Below are 14737 nucleotides of genomic sequence, written 5' to 3'. Positions count from 1 at the left end.
TCACCCTCATCACTGAATATATATTACCTTATAGACATGGCTATACCGCCCCTGAAGGACGGTACAGCTATGTTAACCTATTACCTGAAACATTCATCTAACAAGGAACAAGGCCAGCTCAATAACCGGCCTTGTTCCTTGTTAATTATTGTGAAGCAAGAAACATCAAGTCCGTCTTACTCGGTAGGAACTTTGATTGTTCCATCAATGATTTGTTTGCTGTATTCATCAACTTTGGCAAGAATTTCAGCGGATACGTTGGCTTTGGATGTTTCAGGAAGGCCTACACCGTTGTCTTTCAGACCCAGTACAGTTGTAGTGCCGCCTTTGAATGTTCCATCAACGACCTGTTGGGAAACTTTCTTAACCGCTTCGTCAACACGTTTGATCATGGAAGTCAGAGTTACATCGTCGCCAAATTCCAGGGATTGGTCTTTGTCTACGCCGATTACCCATACTTTATCGCCGCCAGCTTTGTTACGGGATTTAGCTTCGTTGAATACACCGTTACCAGTTGCGCCAGCAGCTGGGAAGATGATGTCATTGCCGTCATTGTACAGGGTAGCTGCCAAAGATTTACCAACGTCTGGCTTGTCATAAGCACCTGCATAAGTAACTTTTACGGCTGCATTAGGGTTAACAGCTTTTACACCAGCAATGAACCCTACTTCAAAACGTTTGATTACTGGGCTTTCCATACCGCCAATGAAACCTACTTTGTTGGTTTTGGTAGTCAAACCTGCAACTACACCCACCAGGAAGGATCCTTCATTCTCGGAGAACGTAACGGATTCTACGTTTGGAGCTTCTACCACACTGTCAATGATCGCAAGATTGGCATCCGGATTCTCGGTTGCAACTTTCTTAACAGCATCGCCAAGGTCAAAACCAATACCCCAAGTCAGGTTGTAGCCGCCTTTTACGAATTGGTTAAGGTTTGGCTCATAGTCTGAATTGGATTTACTTTGCAGATACTTGATTTCAATACCGGATTCTTTCTCAAGAGCCTGCAGAGCTTCCCAAGCTGATTGGTTAAACGACTTGTCGTTAACGCCGCCTACGTCGGTAACCAGACCGACTTTGACGTCAGTTTTTGGAGCATCCGTTGGAGCTGCTGTTGCTTCAGCCGGTGCGTTAGTTGCTGTTCCAGCGTTGCTTGCTTCATTGCCGGAGTTGTTATTGTTCTTGCCGCAGCCTGCCAGAATGACAGTGAACGCAAGCAACATAACAAGAGATAGTTGGTATACCTTTTTCATTGAGTGTGATCCCCCTTAAAAAATTGGATGTCTTCTGTGTATTCCTTGGACATACCATTAGATCAAATTATAACTGGTAAAAACCTTAAAATCCAGTCAATTAATGACCTCAGGTCAATAATAATTTGCATTTTTTCACAAGAAACCGTTTACTATCACATCCCACGTCAGCAAAACATTCAAACCATGTCAGAAGCGCTCGAATTGCATGGTTGTGGTTAGGACAATATAATTATTATTGCACGGTTATGTGTTTTCTATTATCATGAATGTTTACATAATGTAATAAAAGGGAGTATTGAAAAATGGATGATCAAAACAAACCAGAAGCTGCACCAGACTTCAAATACTGCCGGGAGTCCCGTGTATTCAAAACAGGCCGCGTATTCCCGAATGATGTCAACAATCATAAGACGTTGTTCGGTGGCAAGCTAATGAGCACTATTGATGAAGTTGGATCGATCTCTGCCATGCGTCACTGCCGCACCAATGTGGTTACCGCTTCAGCGGACTCTGTTGACTTCCTACTGCCTATCAGACCTACAGATTCAGTATGCTTCGAGTCCTTCGTCTCCTGGACGGGCAGAACCAGTATAGAGGTATTCGTCAAAATCATATCAGAGAATCTATATACCGGCGAGCGAGCTGTTGCAGCGACATCTTTCCTCACCTTTGTAGCTGTCCATGAAGACGGCACACCGGCACTGGTACCCGCCATCATTGCTGAAACCGATGAGGAAAAGCTGATCAGCGCCTCTGCAAATGAGCGTTCCGAGCTGCGGAAGATTAGAAGAACCAGTAGCAAGCTGCTGGCATCCCAGCTAAGCACCACCAAGTACTGGGAGTAGAGCTTCGCTTAGGGATTCACTCCCTCTTCCAGACACATTGAAACCTTGGCCTTAAGTTCAATTAACTGAAAAACCTTTGCAAGACTCAAAAAAAAGCACCGTCAAACGGGAGATCCCGCAGGCGGTGCTTTTCGGTTACTTCTAATACTTATGCGTTAATCTTCTCTTTGGCAACAACAGCCAGGGAGTTGAATGCGTTAAGATCGTTAACTGCCAGGTCAGCCAGCATCTTGCGGTTCACTTCTACTCCAGCCAATTTCAGGCCGAATACAAGCTTGCTGTAAGACAGGCCGTTCAAACGGGCTGCAGCATTGATACGAACGATCCACAGTCTGCGGAAGTTACGTTTAGTCTGACGACGGTCACGGTATGCGTAAACCATCGATTTCATTACCTGCTCTTTAGCAGTTTTGAAAATGCGGTGCTTGGAACCGAAATAACCCTTTGCCAGCTTCAATACTTTTTTATGTCTACGACGAACTACAAATCCGCCTTTAACTCTTGCCATATTAATAAACCTCCCAAAAATGTGTGATAAAACTATTTCAAGTTAGCGAGTCCTTGTTTCAAACGTCTTACATCCCCAGGGGCCATAACCGGATTTCCGTTCAGTACGCGTTTTGCGCGCTTGGATTTGTGGGAAAGCAAGTGGTTCTTGTGAGCTTTGTAACGCAGTACTTTGCCCGTTCCAGTAATCTTGAAACGGCCTTTCAGACTGCTGTGAGTTTTCATTTTAGGCATGATGTTTCCTCCTTGAATATTATGCGGCGCCAAATTGCTGTGCAAGTGACTCCAAATTTATTGGGCTTTGGGAGCCAAGATCATAATCATGCTGCGTCCTTCCAGCTTAGGCTGGCGTTCCACAACAGAAATATCTTCAACTTCGTTCTTCACCCGTTCCAAAATCTTCTGACCGATGCTGGCATGTGTAATCTCACGTCCGCGGAAACGTACGGAGCATTTCACCTTGTCACCTTCGCCCAGAAACTTGATAACGTTGCGGAACTTGGTCTGATAATCATGTTCCTCAATGTTGGCACGGAACCAGACTTCCTTGATGTCCACGATCTTCTGGTTCTTGCGTGCTTCTTTCTCTTTCTTTTGTGTTTCATAACGGAACTTGCCGTAATCCATGATGCGGCATACTGGCGGTTTCGCCTGCGGTGCTACGTTGACTAAATCCAGATTAAGATCAATCGCCATCTGCAACGCTTCGCGGATCGGTTTGATACCGATTTGTTCGCCTTCCGCTCCAACCAACCGAACTTCTTTGGCCCGAATTTCATCATTGATCATATGTTCCTTACTGATAATACTCCACCTCCGGATCTACTTGGGAAATCACTTATGCGGTTCTCCATAAAAAAGGGGTGCCGGTAACTCCCGACACCCCGTTTGATCAACGTTCATGAATTATAACATCCATAAAGCATTGAGATCAAAACCAGCTGGCTTAGAGCCAGTCAGGTGAGAAGCCGGTGCTTCTGCTTGCAATCCCTATGTTTTGCATACTTGAATACTATACAACACTATGCACACTGTGTCAACAGTGGCCAAATTCTTTTTTCCAAAAAATCTTCTTTAAGAAACCTGTTTGCTCTGAACTTCTTCAAGCCGTACGACACGCGTATGCTTGGTATGGCTCCACTGCTTGTTGTTCTGCGTAAAGAACGCATAGAACGTAATGGGATACCAGGAGATCAGGTAAATTGGGAATACCAGCAAATACAGATATACCTTTTTGAACTTCACCTTCTCCAGCGCCATCGCGAGCAGGAAGGTCAGAATATTGGCTCCTACAGCAAAGTAGCTGAGCCACAGTGGCAGGCTACCATAAATATTCGCTATATGCGGGCCTCCGAAGATGGAATTGTCGATAAACATGACTGCTGTCATCAAGAATGTCAGCAACACGATGTAGACATTGACACCATATAGAGCCAGGTCAAATTTCGTCAGACTACGTTCTTTAATGCTTTGCCACAGCAAAGGAAAGAAATAACGGCGGGCTACAGTAAAGTGACCCTGCATCCAGCGCAGACGCTGTCTGGAGGAAGCCTTGAATGTCAGTGGCTTCTCGTCAAATACCTTGGCATCATAATTAAATCTTGGATAGACGCCTTTGGAGGCACTCCGCATGGTAAATTCCAAATCCTCTACCAGACTTGTTGCTCCCCAGCCCATTTCCTTCAGCAGATTGGTCTCGAAACACATACCTGTTCCACCCAGGAAGTTCGCCATATTGAGATTGTGGCGTGACAGCTGCCAGAGCCGGTTGATATACCAGTAGGACACACCATAAGCCGCAGTGATCCAAGAATCCTCAGGATTCTTGGTATCGATGTAGCCCTGAATAACTTGAGCGCCTGAGCAAAGATCCTTGTTCATCTCCATTAAGAATTCCGTGTGAGCAAGATTGTCGGCATCGAACATGACGACGGCGTCATATTGCCTAGGCATCGCCCATAATTCCTTGAGCATCCATTCAATGGCATAACCCTTACCGCGCAGGTTGTTGTTGGTGCGGACACAGGCATTCATTCCGTGTTCTCTTACAATCTTGGCTGTACCATCCGTACAGTTGTCGCAGATGACAAATACATCGTACAGTTCCTGGGGATAATTAAGTTGTTTCAAATTCTCCATCAGTGCACCGACGACTTCTTCCTCATTGTGAGCGGCAACCAGTACAGCAAATGATTTTTGCGGAGCGATATGTCCCTTATTCTTTTTCTTGTGCAGTCCAAATAACGAAAACGTAAACTGATAGACTGCGATAGCCGCCAAGATCACTTGGAGCGTAACAAACAGTGCGTCTGTCATGACCTTTGATGCCCCCTTTTCAATCTTGATGTTCTTTTTTTTCTCTCTCTCTGGCATTGCTGACGTTCGTACTGACCCTTTTGTTGCATCCCTTACAGTAAGACCAAGGACTTCCCTTTGTGCTAAGGCAGGCTTGCCTGTATGTGTATACGTCACAAGATACGATCCGGATGCTCTGTATTCGGCTCCTCTTTTTCTCTGTTACCTTATAAACGCGTTCCGCCTGCTTGAATCATTGTACGGCGTAAGTGGTGATGAAGTCAAAACTGTTGATTTCCAAATGAACCCGAGCTTTTACCTTGAAATGGACTACCTTAAAAAAGTATGATAAAGACAGCTTTATGGCATAGACCGGATTGTAGCAGCTGCGCCAACCAACTTCAGCCGGACTATCGGAGGGACAAGATATGAGACATCTATTCATGAAATTGCATCTCTTGGAGCAGCGCCTGTTCAAATGGATTAACGGACGATTGCATAACCCTTTTCTGAACTTTTGGCTTTTTTATCTGACTCATCTAGGCGGAGCCACAAGCGCCATCGGCATTAATCTGCTGATCTGGGCCCTGTCTCCTGAGCCTTTGAGAACTACAGGGCTTAAGGCCCTGACTGCCCTGGCTGTCAGCCATCTGCCTGTTGCCATTGCCAAGAAACTCTATCCGCGTATGCGGCCGTACCTGGCGCTTCCGGGCACGAATACGTTTCACAATCCGCTTAAGGATCATTCTTTTCCATCAGGCCATACGACCGCTATCTTCGCATCTACAGTGCCTTATATGATGGTCTTTCCTGCCCTAACCTTCATACTGCTGCCCCTAGCCTGCATTGTCGGATTTTCCCGGATCTATCTCGGACTGCACTATCCGTCTGACGTTTTTGCAGGGGCGGTAATTGGTTCCGGAGTCGCTGCAGGCACAGTAGTCTTGTGGTTCTAAAGTCCGAGATGTTCTAACACGGCGAATACCCTTTACGAAAACAGGTGGATTATACATTGCGTAAAAAAAGAGTACTATTGCTGTCAGAAGGTTTTGGCGCAGGGCATACGCAAGCAGCTTACGCGTTGTCGAGCAGCCTGCGCAAATTGTCGCCTAATCTGCAAACGAAGGTGCTGGAGCTAGGAAGCTTTCTCAATCCCAAAATGGCACCTTTGATTGTCTCGGCATACCGCAAGACGGTAACCTCAAAGCCCAGGCTGATGGGCTATGTGTACCGTCACCAGAAATCATTCAACCGTCTTACCACACTTGCCCTGCACCGGATATTTTATACACATACGCAAAATATTGTGAAGCAGCTGAGGCCGGACATTATAGTCTGCACCCATTTCATTCCCAGTGCCGTCGTTTCCCGTCTCAAACGGCTCGATCCGGCCTTCAAAGCCCCGCTGATCACCGTTATAACCGATTACGACGCCCATGCGACCTGGATCAGCCCCGAAGTAGACAGATACCTGGTTTCCACTCCCGAGGTCAAAGCCAAGCTGCGCACCCGAAGCGTCACTGCCGCCAAAATCCAGGTCACCGGCATGCCGGTTCACCCGAGCTTCTGGGAGCATCCATGCAGAGCAGATATTCTCAAACGTTTCACACTGCAGAATATGCCAACTGTTCTGGTCATGGGCGGCGGCTGGGGGATGATGAACGACGAGGTCATTAACGAAGCTTTGGCCGGCTGGCGGGATAAGGTGCAAATTATTTTTTGCGTCGGCAAAAATGAGAAGCTGCTTCATGCGATGCGGGAGAATCCCCTTTACAGCCACCCTAACGTTTCCTTGATAGGCTTCACACGTGAAATTGACAAACTGATGGAAATCTCCGATCTTCTGGTCACAAAACCGGGTGGGATGACCTGCAGTGAAGGACTGGCCAAAGGAATTCCCATGCTGTTTTATGACCCGCTCCCCGGGCAGGAGGAAGAAAATTGCCGTTATTTCACAGCAGCGGGACTGGGCGAACCCATTTCTTCACTTCAGGTGGTTGACGCATGGATGGAGCGGCTGCTATACAGCTATGACGAGGTGCAGGCTAAACGTCAAAGCCTGTTGAAGGAAATTGCCCGCTTTCATCCCATGCAAAGTGCCCAGAGCATAATTGATATGCTGGAATAGCCCGGGCAAGAACTTGAATCTACAGCTATCATATCCTCATGAAATAAAAAGGCAGTCCAGGTGTGGTTCACTGGACCGCCTTTTTATTGTACAGACCGCTTATAAAGCGGAAGTTCTCCGCCACTTGTGCCAATTACAGGCGGTACTTGTCCAGACGCGTAGCTTGATAGCGTTCCAGCGCTTCCGCGCCGACAATCGCCTCGCAGCGGTGAATATTGACACCCCGGCCAAAAAATTTGGTTTCGTACTCTGTCATCACCTGCTCCTCGTTCATCACTCCATCCGGATGCAGGTCAAGAGAGATATTCTTCATCTGCAGACCATAATCGGCAAAAGCATTCAGAGAGAACTCAAACAGGCTCCGCGAATCCGTCTTCAAATGAATCTCGCCAAGCGGACTGAGCAGGCCGCGGTATTTGTCCAGAAAACGCGGATGGGTCAGCCGGCGGCGCGCGTGTTTGCTCTTAGGCCACGGATCGCTGAAGTTCAAGTAGATCCGCTCCAGCTCTCCCGGAGCAAATACTTCCTCCGCATAGTTAATATTGGCAAGCGCCACTTTGAGGTTAGGCGGTGTCTCCTGCCCTGCCGGTTCCCAGACCGCGCGGGCCTTCTCCGCCGCACGCCGGATCAACTCATCATACATATCAACACCGATAAAATTAACATCCGGATATTTGAAGCTCATCTGGCTGATGAACTGTCCCTTACCCATTCCAAACTCTACATGAATAGGTTGATCGTTGCCGAACAGTTCAGACCACCGCCCCTTGAGGCTGCGTGGATCCAATATGACCAGATCGGTCTGTTCTTCCAGACTTTCACGTATTCCTTTTCTTCCGCGTAAACGCATAAGTTTTCCTCCGCTTTCTCTAATACAAACACTGTCACTTGCAATATTGTGCCGAACTTGCCCGCAAAAGTAAAGGGATTTTAACAAGAAAGCAGGCAGAACCCAGGGAATAAGTGAACAGTCTGAAGCTTAAACCTTCTCAGGCTTCAAACAAAAAGGAATTCTCCGCTGGCCTGGATACGGCCGGAACGAAGAATTCCTTCTTGATATATTTGGAATTGGGGTCCGTGTTATCATGCAGCTGACCGTCTACCTTGCAGGAGTTTGAAAATCAAATCTCTTCTCAAAGGCACTGCGGATCTTGCGCTGTGCTTCAGTCTTGATCTTGTGATTTCCATTAAATTCAACGCCCGTCAGCGCAAGCGCTTCGTCGGGAGTCAGCTGCACGTCAATGGAGCCTTTTCCTTCGGCATAAGCCGTTTGAGAATTCATCGTGATCACCTCTTGGTTTTATTATGGACCTTGCGACACGAAATTATGAATTCAAGAAATAGAAATTATAGTTGCTGCAGCGGCTTTTTTACACCCTAAATATAACATAATGTGTAAGCAATATCAAGATGTAAGCGCTGTTATTAGAGACTATTTTCTACTGTATTTACAGAGGTCTGAATGTTACGCTCATCGCTGATTTTTGATACAATAGAAAGGTTAAATAGAAACGGTACTGTCTCAGCGAGATAAATAAGGATGATGAATGTTGTGATACATAATCCTTATGTTTCATAGAAAGGAGTACTCCATGTCTAACCTTCTACAAACCACCTCTCCATTATTGTGGGGGGATAAACGTTTCCATACCTGGAATTACGAAATGCGCGAGCAGCTGGATGCCAAAGTATTCAAGGTGATGCTGGATGCCGGGTTCACGTGCCCGAACCGCGACGGTTCCATCGCTAAAGGAGGCTGCACTTTTTGCAGTGCAAGAGGGTCCGGGGATTTCGCCGGCAGCCGCCGGGACGATCTGGTTACCCAGTTCAATAACGTACGGGACAGACAGCACTTAAAATGGCCGAATGCCCAATATATCGGCTATTTCCAGGCCTATACGAACACCTACGCTCCAGTCGAGGAGCTTAGAGAATATTATGAAGTGATTCTGCAGCAGCCGGGTGTAGTCGGCCTTTCCATAGCAACGCGTCCCGACTGCCTTCCGGATGATGTGGTCGAATACCTGGCGGAGCTCCACCAGCGCACTTATCTCTGGGTTGAGATGGGTCTGCAGACCATTCATGATTCTACCTCAGAGCTGATTAACCGTGCACATGATACTCAGTGCTATATCGAAGCAGTCCAGAAGCTGCGGCGTCATGGAATCCGTGTCTGTACCCACATTATTCACGGTCTTCCGCAGGAAACCCATGAAATGATGCTGGAGACGGTGTCTGCGGTTGCCAATATGGATGTGCAGGGAATAAAGATTCATCTGCTGCATCTCATGCGCAAGACGCCAATGGTCAAGCAGTATGAAGCCGGGCTGCTGCGATTCCTGGAGCAGGACGAATATGTGAAGCTAATCGCCGACTCTCTGGAAATCCTGCCACCGGAGATGATTGTACACCGGCTGACCGGCGATGCTCCGCGCGACCTGCTGGTCGGGCCGATGTGGAGTCTGAAGAAGTGGGAAGTTCTGAATGCCATTGATGATGAATTGATTGCACGTGATACCTGGCAGGGTAAGTACTGGAGGAAGAGCTAATGGGCTTTATGTCGGTCCTCAGCTTTGCTCATAAATGTATTGAAGACCGCCTCCAGCCAGGCGGCCGGGCCATTGATGCCACCGTGGGCACCGGTGCCGACACGCTGTTCCTCGCCAAAGCGGCCGGTCCGCGCGGCGCGGTGTACGGCTTCGACATTCAGCCAGCAGCGCTGGCACTTGCCGAAGAGCGCCTGCGGCTGGCTTCGGAGGAAGCGCAGGCCGCGCTGGCTCCTGTTACCCTGCTGCTGAGCAGTCATGCAGCCATGGTGGAAGCCGTTCCGCCGGACTGGCGCGGAACGGTCTCTGCGGTGATGTTCAATCTCGGCTATCTGCCTGCGGGTGATGCCGACAAGACGATCATCACCGAGCCGATGAGCACGCTGGCCGCGCTGGAGGCCGCGCTTGAGCTGCTGCGGCCGGGCGGCATCGTTACAGCGGTGCTCTATCCCGGCCATGAAGGCGGCGACCGCGAAGCTGCCGCAGTGGAAGCCTGGGCAGCGGGCCTTCCATCCCAGAAGGCACAAGCGATCGTCTACCGCCAGCTGCAGCGGGCCACCGCTCCCTATACGCTGGCCATCGAGAAGAAAAAAGGAGCTGATCTGTAAGTGGCCGTAACCAAAATTGAGCACATTGGCATTAAAGTGAATCATCTGGAACGTTCGCTGCAATTTTACCAGGAGGTCATCGGTTTGGAACTACAGGACATTCTGGGAGAGCCTGGAGACGGGGTACGTCTTGCTTTTCTAAGCTTCCCTGGCCAGTCTAATGTGGAGGTGGAACTGATTGAGCGGGTCTTTGAAGGCCTCCCGCAAGAGGGCAGAGTAAGCCATCTCGCTTTTACGGTGGATGATATTGAACAAGAACACAGTAGAATTGCCGGACTCGGGATACCCGCACTGACCAGTATTTCGACGCTTGCGAACGGCTGCCGTTATTTCTTTTTTGACGGGCCGGATGAAGAAAAGCTGGAGTTTTTTGAATCCACACGCACCAGGTAAACCATTTAGAACATTACTCTATAATTTGGAAAGGAAGATGAAGAGATGACTAAGCCTTATCCTTTAAAATTTCAACCAGAGTTCAAAGAACGTGTGTGGGGGGGCCGGGCTCTGGAGAAATTCGGACTTGAACTGCCGGAAGGACACATTGGCGAAGGCTGGATGATCGCTGACCATCCGAACGGGACTTCATCTGTGCTTAATGGTGAGCTTGCCGGACAAGGGCTGGATCAGATCCGTGAGCAATTCGGCCAGGAATGGTTCGGAAGCAAAGGCAGCCCGAAGGAGGGCGGACGTTTCCCGCTCCTGATCAAGCTCTTAGATTGTAACGACAATTTGTCGGTGCAGGTTCATCCTACGGATGAATACGAAGGATTGCCTAAGGGAGAATTGGGTAAAACAGAAATGTGGTATGTGCTCGATGCCAAACCAGGTGCCAAAATTATCTACGGTCTCAAGGATGGGGTAACCCGTGAAAGTCTTCGCGAGGCACTGGAAACCGGCAAAGTGATGGACAGCATGCAAGAGATCACTGTTTCGGCCGGCGACGCTTTCTATATCCCTGCAGGAACTGTTCATGCCTTATGTGCCGGAGTGGTTGTAGCGGAAATTCAGCAGAACTCCGATACTACATACCGGATTTATGACTACGACCGTCCGGGTCTGGATGGCAAGCCGCGTGAACTTCATATCGAGGATTCGCTTAATGTGACCGCTTATGAAGGCGCAGGCGCCACCTCCATGAAAACTGATGGGGCTGTGGCCGGAGAATGGCTGCAAATTGCCTCCTCCCCATATTTTATCGTAGAAAAAGGCGTGGTTAACGGAGAATGGAACCTCTCCACCACTCCAGACAGCTTCACGATTCTCGTGGTCTGCGAAGGCAGCGGACATCTGACCTGGGAAGGGGGCTCCCAGCCTTATTCCGCCGGGGAATGTTACCTGCTTCCATCCACTCTGGGTGCCTACGGAATTGAAGGCCACTCCACTGTGCTCCGCTCGTATCTGCCATAATCCAGGCCTATACTTTCGAAGCAAGTTTTGCACGCAGTTGTCTCCAAGAAGTATTGCTCACAAAACTTTTAGGAGGAACGGTATGAGGGAAAACAGCTTTAAGATGACCGATCCGCTGGGGGTTGCTATTCATGTCTATGAATGGCTGCCTGAGCCGGAGGCTCCGGTGAGAGGAATTGTACAGATCGCCCACGGGATGTGCGAAACAGCTGCCCGTTATGCCCGGTTTGCAGCGGCGCTCACCGGTGCAGGTTATGCGGTATATGCCAATGACCACCGGGGACATGGACAGACAGCTGGCCGGATCGACTTGCTCGGCGACACCGGGGAGGACGGCTTTTACTGGATGCGCCGCAACATACTCCAGCTTGCCGGCATCGCCTGTTCCCGGCATGAGGGATTGCCGATCTTCCTCCTGGCTCACAGCATGGGCTCCTTTCTCGCGCAGAAGCTGATGTGTGAAGAAGGCCATGATATCTATACGGGATTTATTCTCAGCGGCACTAACGGACCACGCAGCATGCTTCGGCTAGGAGAGTCGCTTGCCGGACTTCAATCCAGACTGCAGGGGTTGCACCACCGCAGTGTTCTGATGAACGGTATTGTTTTTGGCCCGTATAACCGTTCCTTCATCCCGGTAAGGACGGCTTTTGACTGGCTGAGCAGTGATTCGCAGGAGGTGGACCGCTTCATAGCCGATCCATTCTGCGGGGCGGTCTGCACCACCCGCTTCTTCCGCGATTTTTTGCGGCTGCTGCGGGATATCCATTCCCCCAAAACGCTGCGTAATCTATGCAAGGATAAGCCCGTATACTTATTTTCGGGAGCCAAAGACCCTGTGGGTATGAACGGTCAAGGCGTGCTCCGCCTGGCCGGAATCTACCGGAAGAATGGAATATCCGACGTAGAATACAGGTTATATCCTGAAGGCAGACACGAAATGCTCAACGAAGTGAACCGGGATGAGGTGACTGCGGATGTGCTGGCGTGGCTTGTACGCCACCTTCCGGCAGAATCGCTGCTTCAACACACTGCTAATTAGCGTACTATAAAAGACAGGCTTTCCGGAACTGACGGAGAGCCTGTCTTTGTGTTTTCCCATAACCATATGCATGTGGTGTGATTCCTTGTACAACAGGGCTAAGTTTCCTGATGCATCAAGAGATAGACTGACTACAAAGTTAGTGAAAAATACTGTGCCCGCTGGCTCTCGTCCTGCTGATACATAACGACCAGCAATGTGCTTCCAGCAGTAACCGCCACGGGTTCCGCCAGAGCAATGGAACTCTTGTCTGATGCATTTAGCACCAGCGCGGGACCCATCGCTGGATTTGCAGCTATCGCCTGAACTGCGGAACCTGCCGACCCCGTCTCTTTGCCGCCAGTTATAATACGGTTAACCGACATACTATCGTCAGCTGTTACGGTCCCCTCAGTTTCAGCAGCCACCGGATCAAAGCGCAATCCGCTAATCGACTCCAGCACGGCATCCAGCCGGAATGGCAGGACTTCAATCACTGTGAACTTTTGCAGTTCCCGTTCGCTGAATCCCGCCTCTGCCAGCTTGGCGGACAAGCGCTCGGGATGACTTGTGATTTCCTTCATATAACGGGACCACTCGGATTTATCCAGCGTCATCTCCCACCAGATTTTACGCGGCTTATATTTGTGGCCCAAGAAATAATCCAGCTTCATCAGACCGGTGATAATGTCCATGGAATCTGTTCCCCGGTCCGTCAGAAAGGCATGCAGCCGGGTGAATAGATCCTCCAGCTGGTGTCCGATCTTTTGCCAGCCCCGCTCCTCCCAGTAATCGCCGAACTCCTGGAAGAAGTCAAACGGGGAGGTGAACACATGCCGGATCAGGTATTTGACCGAATGATCCAGCCGATGGCTGTTCCAATATTTCTCCAGCACATCCTCCAGCCGCTTGAGGCGGATGATGTCAGAGAATGGCATCACGTGACTGCTCAGGATTTCGTAAGGAGCGTGCTCCATGTAAGTATAATCGTATTTGGCCGCCTGTGCCCGCAGGCCGGTACCGCGCAGCATTTTGAGAAATCCGAGCTGCAGCTCTTCCGGCTCCATGGCAAATACATCGTTGAAGGTTTTGCGGAAGGTAGCGTAATCCTCCTGCGGCAGGCCGGCAATCAAATCAAGATGCTGATCGATGTTGCCGCTGGCCTTGATCTTCATGACGGTGCGGGACAGCTTGGTGAAGTTCTGGCGGCGTTTGACCAGCTCGTTCGTCTCATCATTGGTGGACTGCACGCCAATCTCGAACCGGAAGATGCCCGGAGGCGCATTCTCGGCCAGGAAGTCCAGCACCTCGGGGCGCATAATATCAGCCGTAATCTCGAACTGGAATACGCAGCCCTGATGGTTGTCGATCAGGAACTGGAACATTTCCATGGCGTAATTGCGGTTGATGTTGAAGGTACGGTCAAGAAATTTGATGACCTTTGCGCCATTCTCAATCAGATAGAGCAGATCAGATTTGACCCGTTCAATATCGTAGTACCGCACCCCTACCTCAATGCTCGACAAGCAGAACTGGCAGTTGAACGGACAGCCACGGCTGGTCTCAAAATATACAATCCGCTTGCCGAGATCCGGCAGATCATCCGGGAACCGGTGCGGTGTTGGCAGGGTATTGAGATCGCTTTTGGGGCGCGGCGGATTCACGATCAGCTCCTCACCCTTACGGTAGGCAGCCCCGTAGACAAAATGAAATTTGCGTTCATCCCGCAGCTCCTGCAAAAGATGGTGGAAGGTCTCTTCCCCATCCCCATTGACAACAAAATCAATTCCAGCCTCCCGCTGCATCCAGTAGAGTGGCTCATAGGAGACCTCCGGCCCTCCGAGCACAATGGATACCTCAGGCATAACTTGCTTAAGAATCCCGATCAGCTTAACAGTCTCCTCGATGTTCCATATATAACAGGAAAAACCGATCACATCCGGCTTCTTCTGGAATAGGTCGGACACGATATTCATCACGGGATCTTTGATAGTGTATTCTGCCAAATGAATATCCGGGAACTCATGCTCGCTGTACGCCTTCAGAAGACGGATTGCCAGTGAGGTGTGAATATATTTGGCATTTAATGTGGCCAGGATGATCTTCATGCCTTATAACCTT

General features: G+C 49.5%; 16 protein-coding genes. 8 read left to right on the top strand and 8 right to left on the bottom strand.

From position 1 onward, the window contains the following. Nucleotides 1-176 precede the first annotated feature (176 nt). On the bottom strand, nucleotides 177-1256 hold the full coding sequence (locus tag ACAN54_RS13355; RefSeq protein WP_379155355.1) for a BMP family lipoprotein: 1080 nt from the start codon (nucleotides 1254-1256) through the stop codon (nucleotides 177-179). A gap of 305 nt (nucleotides 1257-1561) precedes the next feature. Here ACAN54_RS13355 and ACAN54_RS13350 point away from each other — a divergent pair, with 305 nt between their 5' ends. Continuing rightward, nucleotides 1562-2104: an acyl-CoA thioesterase gene (locus tag ACAN54_RS13350; RefSeq protein WP_379155352.1), complete on the top strand. Its 543-nt coding sequence runs from the start codon at nucleotides 1562-1564 to the stop codon at nucleotides 2102-2104. A 148-nt stretch (nucleotides 2105-2252) separates the two neighbouring features. Here ACAN54_RS13350 and rplT read toward each other — a convergent pair whose 3' ends face one another. From rplT to ACAN54_RS13330, 4 genes are all read right to left on the bottom strand, one after another. After that, nucleotides 2253-2612: a 50S ribosomal protein L20 gene (rplT, locus tag ACAN54_RS13345; protein WP_379155349.1), complete on the bottom strand. Its 360-nt coding sequence runs from the start codon at nucleotides 2610-2612 to the stop codon at nucleotides 2253-2255. A 32-nt stretch (nucleotides 2613-2644) separates the two neighbouring features. Further along, nucleotides 2645-2845, bottom strand: a complete 201-nt coding sequence (rpmI, locus tag ACAN54_RS13340; protein WP_036696104.1) for a 50S ribosomal protein L35 — start codon at nucleotides 2843-2845, stop codon at nucleotides 2645-2647. A gap of 57 nt (nucleotides 2846-2902) precedes the next feature. After that, a complete protein-coding gene (gene infC, locus ACAN54_RS13335; protein WP_039301536.1) occupies nucleotides 2903-3400 on the bottom strand; it encodes a translation initiation factor IF-3 in 498 nt (165 codons plus the stop codon). 285 nt (nucleotides 3401-3685) lie between these two features. After that, nucleotides 3686-4927 (bottom strand): glycosyltransferase family 2 protein, encoded by a 1242-nt coding sequence (locus ACAN54_RS13330; protein ID WP_379155345.1) that lies wholly within the window; start codon nucleotides 4925-4927, stop codon nucleotides 3686-3688. A 407-nt stretch (nucleotides 4928-5334) separates the two neighbouring features. On the opposite strand from ACAN54_RS13330, the gene ACAN54_RS13325 reads away from it, so the two are divergent. Together ACAN54_RS13325 and ACAN54_RS13320 are read left to right on the top strand one after the other, a co-directional pair. Continuing rightward, on the top strand, nucleotides 5335-5862 hold the full coding sequence (locus ACAN54_RS13325) for a phosphatase PAP2 family protein (protein ID WP_379155342.1): 528 nt from the start codon (nucleotides 5335-5337) through the stop codon (nucleotides 5860-5862). 56 nt (nucleotides 5863-5918) lie between these two features. Continuing rightward, the gene (locus tag ACAN54_RS13320) at nucleotides 5919-7034 is read left to right on the top strand and encodes an MGDG synthase family glycosyltransferase (protein WP_379155339.1); all 1116 of its coding nucleotides are present in this window, start codon (nucleotides 5919-5921) and stop codon (nucleotides 7032-7034) included. A 133-nt stretch (nucleotides 7035-7167) separates the two neighbouring features. Here the strand turns inward: ACAN54_RS13320 and trmB are convergent, their stop codons facing one another. Then, entirely contained in the window at nucleotides 7168-7884 is a 717-nt protein-coding gene (gene trmB / locus ACAN54_RS13315) for a tRNA (guanosine(46)-N7)-methyltransferase TrmB (RefSeq protein WP_379155335.1), read from the bottom strand. A 249-nt stretch (nucleotides 7885-8133) separates the two neighbouring features. After that, on the bottom strand, nucleotides 8134-8316 hold the full coding sequence (locus tag ACAN54_RS13310; protein ID WP_379155331.1) for a hypothetical protein: 183 nt from the start codon (nucleotides 8314-8316) through the stop codon (nucleotides 8134-8136). Between the two features lie 310 nt (nucleotides 8317-8626). On the opposite strand from ACAN54_RS13310, the gene mnmL reads away from it, so the two are divergent. From mnmL to ACAN54_RS13285, 5 genes are all read left to right on the top strand, one after another. Beyond that, a complete protein-coding gene (mnmL, locus tag ACAN54_RS13305) occupies nucleotides 8627-9583 on the top strand; it encodes a tRNA modification radical SAM protein MnmL/YtqA (protein ID WP_379155328.1) in 957 nt (318 codons plus the stop codon). Continuing rightward, nucleotides 9583-10188 carry a tRNA 5-(aminomethyl)-2-thiouridylate-methyltransferase MnmM gene (mnmM, locus tag ACAN54_RS13300; RefSeq protein ID WP_379155325.1) on the top strand — a complete coding sequence of 202 codons (606 nt, stop codon included), beginning with the start codon at nucleotides 9583-9585 and terminating at the stop codon, nucleotides 10186-10188. The genes mnmL and mnmM overlap by 1 nt, the downstream gene beginning before the upstream one ends. Then, nucleotides 10189-10581: a VOC family protein gene (locus tag ACAN54_RS13295; RefSeq protein ID WP_379155322.1), complete on the top strand. Its 393-nt coding sequence runs from the start codon at nucleotides 10189-10191 to the stop codon at nucleotides 10579-10581. A 45-nt stretch (nucleotides 10582-10626) separates the two neighbouring features. Next, nucleotides 10627-11595: a type I phosphomannose isomerase catalytic subunit gene (locus ACAN54_RS13290; protein WP_379155319.1), complete on the top strand. Its 969-nt coding sequence runs from the start codon at nucleotides 10627-10629 to the stop codon at nucleotides 11593-11595. Between the two features lie 82 nt (nucleotides 11596-11677). Further along, nucleotides 11678-12637, top strand: a complete 960-nt coding sequence (locus ACAN54_RS13285; RefSeq protein ID WP_379155316.1) for an alpha/beta fold hydrolase — start codon at nucleotides 11678-11680, stop codon at nucleotides 12635-12637. A gap of 131 nt (nucleotides 12638-12768) precedes the next feature. Here the strand turns inward: ACAN54_RS13285 and ACAN54_RS13280 are convergent, their stop codons facing one another. Further along, nucleotides 12769-14724 carry a B12-binding domain-containing radical SAM protein gene (locus tag ACAN54_RS13280; RefSeq protein WP_379155313.1) on the bottom strand — a complete coding sequence of 652 codons (1956 nt, stop codon included), beginning with the start codon at nucleotides 14722-14724 and terminating at the stop codon, nucleotides 12769-12771. Between the last annotated feature and the right edge of the window lie 13 nt (nucleotides 14725-14737).

The sequence above is a fragment of the Paenibacillus diazotrophicus genome, assembly GCF_042610465.1.
Note: the sequence above shows the minus strand (reverse complement) of the source record. Positions and strands in the feature narration are given on the sequence as shown.

What these genes read in the sequence shown, in the direction of transcription:
- rplT (WP_379155349.1), bottom strand. Translation starts at nt 2,612, where the DNA reads ATGGCAAGAGTTAAAGGCGGATTTGTAGTTCGTCGTAGACATAAAAAA.
- ACAN54_RS13355 (WP_379155355.1), bottom strand. Translation starts at nt 1,256, where the DNA reads ATGAAAAAGGTATACCAACTATCTCTTGTTATGTTGCTTGCGTTCACT.
- ACAN54_RS13330 (WP_379155345.1), bottom strand. Translation starts at nt 4,927, where the DNA reads ATGACAGACGCACTGTTTGTTACGCTCCAAGTGATCTTGGCGGCTATC.
- mnmM (WP_379155325.1), top strand. Translation starts at nt 9,583, where the DNA reads ATGGGCTTTATGTCGGTCCTCAGCTTTGCTCATAAATGTATTGAAGAC.
- ACAN54_RS13280 (WP_379155313.1), bottom strand. Translation starts at nt 14,724, where the DNA reads ATGAAGATCATCCTGGCCACATTAAATGCCAAATATATTCACACCTCA.
- rpmI (WP_036696104.1), bottom strand. Translation starts at nt 2,845, where the DNA reads ATGCCTAAAATGAAAACTCACAGCAGTCTGAAAGGCCGTTTCAAGATT.
- ACAN54_RS13290 (WP_379155319.1), top strand. Translation starts at nt 10,627, where the DNA reads ATGACTAAGCCTTATCCTTTAAAATTTCAACCAGAGTTCAAAGAACGT.
- infC (WP_039301536.1), bottom strand. Translation starts at nt 3,400, where the DNA reads ATGATCAATGATGAAATTCGGGCCAAAGAAGTTCGGTTGGTTGGAGCG.
- mnmL (WP_379155328.1), top strand. Translation starts at nt 8,627, where the DNA reads ATGTCTAACCTTCTACAAACCACCTCTCCATTATTGTGGGGGGATAAA.
- trmB (WP_379155335.1), bottom strand. Translation starts at nt 7,884, where the DNA reads ATGCGTTTACGCGGAAGAAAAGGAATACGTGAAAGTCTGGAAGAACAG.
- ACAN54_RS13285 (WP_379155316.1), top strand. Translation starts at nt 11,678, where the DNA reads ATGAGGGAAAACAGCTTTAAGATGACCGATCCGCTGGGGGTTGCTATT.
- ACAN54_RS13350 (WP_379155352.1), top strand. Translation starts at nt 1,562, where the DNA reads ATGGATGATCAAAACAAACCAGAAGCTGCACCAGACTTCAAATACTGC.
- ACAN54_RS13310 (WP_379155331.1), bottom strand. Translation starts at nt 8,316, where the DNA reads ATGAATTCTCAAACGGCTTATGCCGAAGGAAAAGGCTCCATTGACGTG.
- ACAN54_RS13325 (WP_379155342.1), top strand. Translation starts at nt 5,335, where the DNA reads ATGAGACATCTATTCATGAAATTGCATCTCTTGGAGCAGCGCCTGTTC.